Origin of the sequence: Curtobacterium sp. MCBD17_030 (assembly GCF_003224255.1) — a bacterium.
Classification (GTDB): Bacteria; Actinomycetota; Actinomycetes; order Actinomycetales; family Microbacteriaceae; genus Curtobacterium.
In genome coordinates this window covers 38,300-44,480 of record NZ_QKLI01000025.1, presented here as the reverse complement: position 1 = coordinate 44,480, position 6,181 = coordinate 38,300, and the positions used below count along the sequence as shown (strand labels likewise).

The window sequence follows — 6,181 nt, the reverse complement described above, 5'->3', positions numbered from 1 at the left end:
CCTGACCGGCACCACCGTCCACGTCTCCGACGACGCCGCGAAGCTGCTCAACGACACCTTCAAGACCGACGCCGTCACGGGCGGCCTGCTCGTCGGCACCGCCACCATCACCGCCCAGATCAAGTGAGCACGATCAAGTAACACCCCGATCTGACACACCACGACAACGCCGCCCCGCACCCGCGAGGCGGCGTTCTCGCGCGTCCGGTCCCAGCGCGACGGCCGGGAGGCCCGGATCACCTCACCCGCGTCGGCGCCACCACCGGGACGGTCGGATCTCGGCCGCATGCGCGGCCGCAGCCGACGCGGCGGCCGCGGCACGGGCCTCCCGTCGGTCCCGCCACCGCGCGACCTCGGCGTCGACGTCGCGCATCGGCGTGACCACCGGCGGCCCGCCGAGGAGTTGCCGACGCGCCTCCTTCACACGCGCGTTGAAGTCCACCAGGACGTCCCGGACGTCCGACTCCACTGAGAGTGCGTCCAGGTGGTCGTCGAGCTCGGCGTCCTCGGTCCGCAGGGCGAGGGCCGGCGGCGCGATCCCGCGGATGTCCTCACGCTCGATCTTCGACTTGATCCACCAGTCCGGGTCGTGCTGGCCGTCGAGGCCCGGCAGCGGCTTGCCGTGGTACGGATTGCCCTCGAACACCCCGCGGCGCTCGGCCTCCGCGATCCGGGCACGGGCGTGGGCGGCGACGTCGGCGGCCTTGAGCAGCTGTCGTTCCTCGCGCTCGGCACGGACCTCGTCCGGGTCGAGGGAACCCCGTTCGACCTCGCTGTCCACGAGCTGCTGGTAGCGGTACCGCGCGGCCTTCCGCAGGCGGTCCATCCGGGCGTCGACGTCGTTCATCGTCGGGCCATGATGCCCTGGACCCCCGACGAAGCCGTCCAGCCGGCGCGTACCGGAGGACGACCCAGCCGTCGGGGTGCATCGTCACCCTCGTGGATACCCTGCCCCTCTGGTTGCTCGTCGTCGTCTTCGTCGCCGGTGCGGCCGTGATCTGGATCGCCGGCATCCAGCTGTCCAAGACGACCGACGTGCTCGACGCCCGCCTGCACCTCGGCAGTGCGCTCGGCGGGCTCATCGTCCTCGCCGTGGCGACGAACCTCCCCGAGATCGCGATCACCGTCAGCGCCGGCCTCTCCGGCTCGATCGAGGTCGCCGCGGGCAACATCCTCGGCGGCATCGCGATCCAGACCGTCGTCATCGCCGTGCTCGACGCGTTCGGCAGGCGCGGGAAGGGCGTCAAGCCGATCACCTACCGCGCCGCCTCGTTGACGCTGGTGCTCGAGGCGCTCGTCGTCGTCGCCGTCCTGGCCGTCGTCATCGCGGGCAGCCAGCTCCCGCCGGACCTCGTCGTCGCGCGGCTCACCCCCGACGTCGTGCTCATCGCCGTCATCTGGGCCGTCGGGCTCCTCCTCGTGCAGCGAGCCGGCACGGGACTGCCGTGGCACGAGAGCGGGCACGCGCCGGACGCCAGCCCGCATGCATCCGGCCACCGCACTCGCAAGCAGGACACGACACCGGCGATGAGCACCCGGAAGGCGGTGGTCGTCTTCACGGTGTCCGCCCTCGCGACCCTCGTCGCCGGTGTCGTGCTCGAACGGGCCGGCGACGCGGCTTCGGGTCAGATCGGACTGTCCGGCGTGCTGTTCGGGGCGACCGTCCTGGCCCTCGCGACGAGCCTGCCGGAGATCTCCACGGGCCTCCAGGCCGTCAAGCAGGGCGACGACAACCTGGCAGTGTCCGACATCTTCGGCGGCAACGCCTTCCTGCCGGTGCTGTTCCTCGTCGCCACCGTGCTCTCGGGCAAGGCGGTGCTGCCGCAGGCGAACGCGAGCGACGTGTACCTGACGGCGCTCGCGGCGCTGCTGACCCTGGTCTACGCGGTGGGGCTCGTGTTCCGGCCGCAGCGGCGGATCGTCGGGATGGGCATCGACTCGTTCGTCGTCGTCGTGCTCTACCTGGTGGGGGTCGCCGGCCTGGTGGCGATCACGGTCGGCTGACCTCCTCGATGGTCAGCGCGGCCTGGATGAGCGCCAGGTGCGACAGCCCCTGCGGGAGGTTGCCCATGAACTCGCCGTCCTCGCTGATCATCTCGCTGAACAGACCCACCTCGTTCGCCTGGTCGACCATCTCGTCCATCAGGTGTTCCGCGTCGTCGTGCCGGCCCACGCACGCCATCGCGGCGGCCAACCAGAACGAGCACGCGACGAACGGCGACTCCTCGTCCTCGATGCCGGAGTACCGGTAGACGAGTGGGCCGCGCTGCAGCTGCTCCTCGATCGCCCGGATCGTCGACTCCATCCGGGGCCCACGGTCGAACGTCGACATCGCGTGCAGCAGGATCGAGGTGTCCAGGGCGTCCGAGCCCGGGTACATCACGTAGTGGCCGAGCTCCTCGTCCCATCCGTGCTCGCCGACCCACTGCTCGATGAGCTCGCGGTTCTCGACCCACTTGTCCCGCGGGCCGTCGATCATGCCGGCGTCGTGCAGCTCGACCGCGGCGTCGAGCGCCTGCCAGCAGCCGATCTTGCTCGTGACGTAGTGCTGCGCGTCCTCGAGTTCCCACATGCCCGAGTCCCGTTCCACCCAGCGGTGGCAGGCGTCGTCGGCCAGGTCCTGCAGCACCGACGCGGTCTTCCGGTCGAGCACGTTGCCGGCGTTGACGTACTGGCGCATGATCGCGAAGACGTCACCCCAGACGCCGAGCTGCAGCTGGTCACCGGCGCGGTTGCCGATGGTCACGGGTCCGATGCCGGTCCACCCCGGGACGTCACGCTCCTCGACCGTGTCGCTCTTCGAACCGTCCAGGCCGTAGAAGATCGGCATCGTCTCGTCGTGTTCGGCGATGGTCCGCATCACCCACGAGACGGCCGCGTGCGTCTCCTCGCGCAGGCCGAAGCGCGTGAGCGCGTTGACCGTGTACGCGAGGTCCCGGACCCAGGCGAACCGGTAGTCCCAGTTCTTCCCGCCGTCGCGGTTCTCCGGGAGGCTCGTGGTCGGCGCCGCCGCGATCGCTCCGGTCGGCGAGGAGATCAGCAGCTTCAAGGCGAGGGCGCTCCGCTGCACGGCCTCGGACCATGGTCCGTCGTAGGAGAACTCCGTCGACCACGTCGACCAGTTCTCGATCGTGCGGTCGATGCCCTCCATCGAGCGCTGCGGGTCGGGCATGAAGATCGGTTCGTCGTGCGTGCCCACGATCGTCAGGATGTGCTTCGACCCCTCGGTCGTGTGGAAGCGTCCCGAGAACCGCGGCCCGTCGTCGTGCACCGGTTCGAAGCCCTGCTCGACGACCGCGATGGTGATGCCGTCGATCCCGATGACGGTGCCGTTCACGGTGTCGAGACGTTCCGGCTCGGCGGTGTTCAGCAGCGTGCCCGGGACGACGGCCCACTCCATCTCGACGGACCCCTCGACGCCCTGCACGCAGCGGCCGATCTCGGCCCACGGCAGGCGACCGGCGACCCCCGTCACCATCGCGTCCGTCACGGTGGCCTGTCCTGAGGACGTCGTCCAGGTGGAGAGCAGGACGTTCGTCCCCGGTATGTACTTCCGGGAGACCGAGGCGTCGTCGTCGACCGGCCGGAGGGCGACGTGCCCACCGTGCTCGGCGTCGAGGATGCTCGCGAACACCGGTGGCGAGTCCATCGCGGGGATCGGCAGCCAGTCGATCCGGCCGTCCCGGGCGATGAGTGCCACGGTCCGGCCGTCACCGATCGCGCCGTAGGAGCGGAGCGGGACGTACCCGTCGGTGCGCTCCTCGTTGTCGGTGGCGTCGGGGGTGTCCCGTGTCCGTTCGGTCATGGCTCCATCGTGCCCGGAACCGCTCGACGTGCCGCGGACGCCACGTACCCCGGATGTGCCCTCGTGCAGGTGTTCGTGGGCACGCTACGCTTCTCGGTTCTGCCCGGACGGGCGGACCGTCACCCCGACGTCGTCCGACAGGGACACCACCATGCAGAAGATCACGAACCGCTTGCTCTCCTGGGCCTCGATGCTCGAGGAGAGCACCGAGCAGCAGGCCCGCACGACCGCGGACATGCCCTTCGTCTACCCGCACCTCGCGCTGATGCCGGACGCGCACCTCGGGCTCGGCGCCACCGTCGGGTCGGTCATCCCGACCCTCGGCGCGGTGATGCCCGCCGCGGTGGGCGTCGACATCGGCTGCGGCATGATCGCGGTGCGCACCGGGTTCCATCGCTCCGACCTACCGACGGACCTCCGGTCGCTCCGGGAGTCGATCGAACGGGCGATCCCGGTGTCCGCCGGGGCGTCGAACCGGACGATCGTCGAGACCGCCGCCCCGCGCATCGCCGACCTCGAAGCCCGGGCCGAGCGGGCCGGCTTCGACCCGGCCGGGGCGCTCGCCAAGTGGCGGAACCAGCTCGGCACGCTCGGCTCGGGCAACCACTTCATCGAGGTCTCGCTCGACGAGGACGGCCGGGTCTGGCTGTTCCTGCACTCCGGCTCCCGTGGTGTCGGCAACAAGATCGCCCAGCGTCACATCGCGGTCGCCAAACACGCCATGGAACGCTGGTGGATCGAGTTGCCGGACCCCGACCTCGCCTACCTGGTGGAGGGCACCGCGGAGTTCGACCGGTACATCGCCGAACTGCGGTGGGCGCAGCACTTCGCCCTGCTCAACCGCGAGGAGATGATGGACCGCGTCGTCCGGCAGCTCGCGGGCGTGGTCGACAGCGAGGTGCAGGAGCTCGAGCGGATCAACTGCCACCACAACTTCACCCAGCGTGAGGAGCACTGGGGCAAGTCGGTCTGGGTGTCCCGCAAGGGTGCGATCCAGGCGAGGTCCGGGCAGCCCGGGCTCATCCCGGGGTCGATGGGCACGGCGTCGTACGTGGTCGAGGGGCGGGGCAACAAGCCGTCGCTCGAGTCTTCGCCGCACGGCGCGGGCCGGTCGTACTCGCGGTCTGCGGCCCGGCGCACGTTCACACACGAGCAACTCCGGCAGGCGATGGTCGGCATCGAGTACCGCGACACCGACGCGTTCCTCGACGAGATCCCGGCCGCGTACAAGCCGATCGACCAGGTGATGGCGGACGCCGCCGACCTGGTCACGGTGCGGCACACGCTGCGGCAGATCGTGAACGTCAAGGGGGACTGACCCCGCGACACGACGACGGACGGGAGGCCCGTGACGGCCTGGCCACGGGCCTCCCGTCCGCCGCGGCCTCACCGGACCGGGACCGGCCGGACAGGGACCGCGTGGTCGGGCAAGCTCATGGGGTGACCGACGCAGCACAGGACGCAGCCCGCGAGACCGGACGACAGGCGCGCCGGGCCGCCGACAGCCGGTGGTTCGAGACCACGGCCAGGGCCGGGTTCGTCGGCACCGGCGTCGCGCACCTGCTCATCGGGTACCTCGCGGTGTTGCTCGGCATCGGCACCGCCGCGGCCGGCAGTGGCGCGCAGGGCTCGCAGTCGGGGGACACCGACCAGTCCGGCGCCCTCGCGCAGCTCGCCTCGGTGCCCGGCGGGGTCGTGCTCCTCTGGATCGTCGCCGTCGGGACCGCCGCACTGACCGTCCGACTCGTCGTCGAGGCCGTCGTCGGCGGGCGCACCGACGACGCGCGCGCCTGGCTGGCCCGGGCGTCGAACGTCGGCAGGGCCGTGGTCTCCGGAGTGATCGCGTACTCCTCGGCCAGTCACGCGCTCGGTGCGGGGAAGAGCTCGAGCGGGTCGACGCGGAGCGCGGCGGCCACGGCCCTCGCGACACCGGGCGGGGTCGTGCTCCTGTTCCTCGTCGCGGCCGTCGCGATCACCATCGGCGTCGGCCTCGTCGTGATCGGCCTCCGCGGGTCGTGGGAGAAGAAGCTCCGTCCGCAGCCGCGGTCCCTGCGTCGGCCCGTGGCGGTGCTCGCGACGCTCGGCTACATCGCGAAGGGGGTCGCCGTGGTCATCGTCGGGGTGCTCGTGGCCGTGGCGGCCGTCCGGAGCGACCCGGACCAGGCGAGCGGGCTGGACGGGGCGTTCGATGCCCTCCGGTCGATGCCGGGAGGCTCCGTCGTGCTCGTCGTGGTGGGGCTCGGGTTCGCGGCGTTCGGCGTCTACAGCTTCTTCCGGGCACGGTACGCGCGGATCTGACCGCGCCCACGGGATCGTGGCGGACGGTGCGGCCCCCGTGATGGGATGATGCATCGTCGAGTTCTCGACACCAGCGTC

5 protein-coding genes are annotated in these 6,181 nt (G+C 71.1%); 3 read left to right on the top strand and 2 right to left on the bottom strand.

Annotated features, from left to right (window positions below; all coding sequences use genetic code 11):
- Positions 1-241 precede the first annotated feature (241 nt).
- A complete protein-coding gene (locus DEI89_RS15835; protein ID WP_110905024.1) occupies positions 242-847 on the bottom strand; it encodes a DUF1992 domain-containing protein in 606 nt (201 codons plus the stop codon).
- 92 nt (positions 848-939) lie between these two features.
- Between DEI89_RS15835 and DEI89_RS15830 the strand changes: the two genes are divergently transcribed.
- Positions 940-2,004 (top strand): sodium:calcium antiporter, encoded by a 1,065-nt coding sequence (locus DEI89_RS15830; protein ID WP_110905023.1) that lies wholly within the window; start codon positions 940-942, stop codon positions 2,002-2,004.
- Here DEI89_RS15830 and DEI89_RS15825 read toward each other — a convergent pair.
- On the bottom strand, positions 1,991-3,805 hold the full coding sequence (locus tag DEI89_RS15825; protein WP_110905022.1) for a glycoside hydrolase family 15 protein: 1,815 nt from the start codon (positions 3,803-3,805) through the stop codon (positions 1,991-1,993). The two genes, DEI89_RS15830 and DEI89_RS15825, sit on opposite strands and share 14 nt — an antisense overlap.
- A 151-nt stretch (positions 3,806-3,956) precedes the next feature.
- Here DEI89_RS15825 and DEI89_RS15820 point away from each other — a divergent pair, with 151 nt between their 5' ends.
- Both DEI89_RS15820 and DEI89_RS15815 read left to right on the top strand, forming a co-directional pair.
- Positions 3,957-5,123 carry an RtcB family protein gene (locus DEI89_RS15820; protein ID WP_110905021.1) on the top strand — a complete coding sequence of 389 codons (1,167 nt, stop codon included), beginning with the start codon at positions 3,957-3,959 and terminating at the stop codon, positions 5,121-5,123.
- A 122-nt stretch (positions 5,124-5,245) separates the two neighbouring features.
- Positions 5,246-6,103 carry a DUF1206 domain-containing protein gene (locus DEI89_RS15815; RefSeq protein WP_146236830.1) on the top strand — a complete coding sequence of 286 codons (858 nt, stop codon included), beginning with the start codon at positions 5,246-5,248 and terminating at the stop codon, positions 6,101-6,103.
- Positions 6,104-6,181 lie beyond the last annotated feature (78 nt).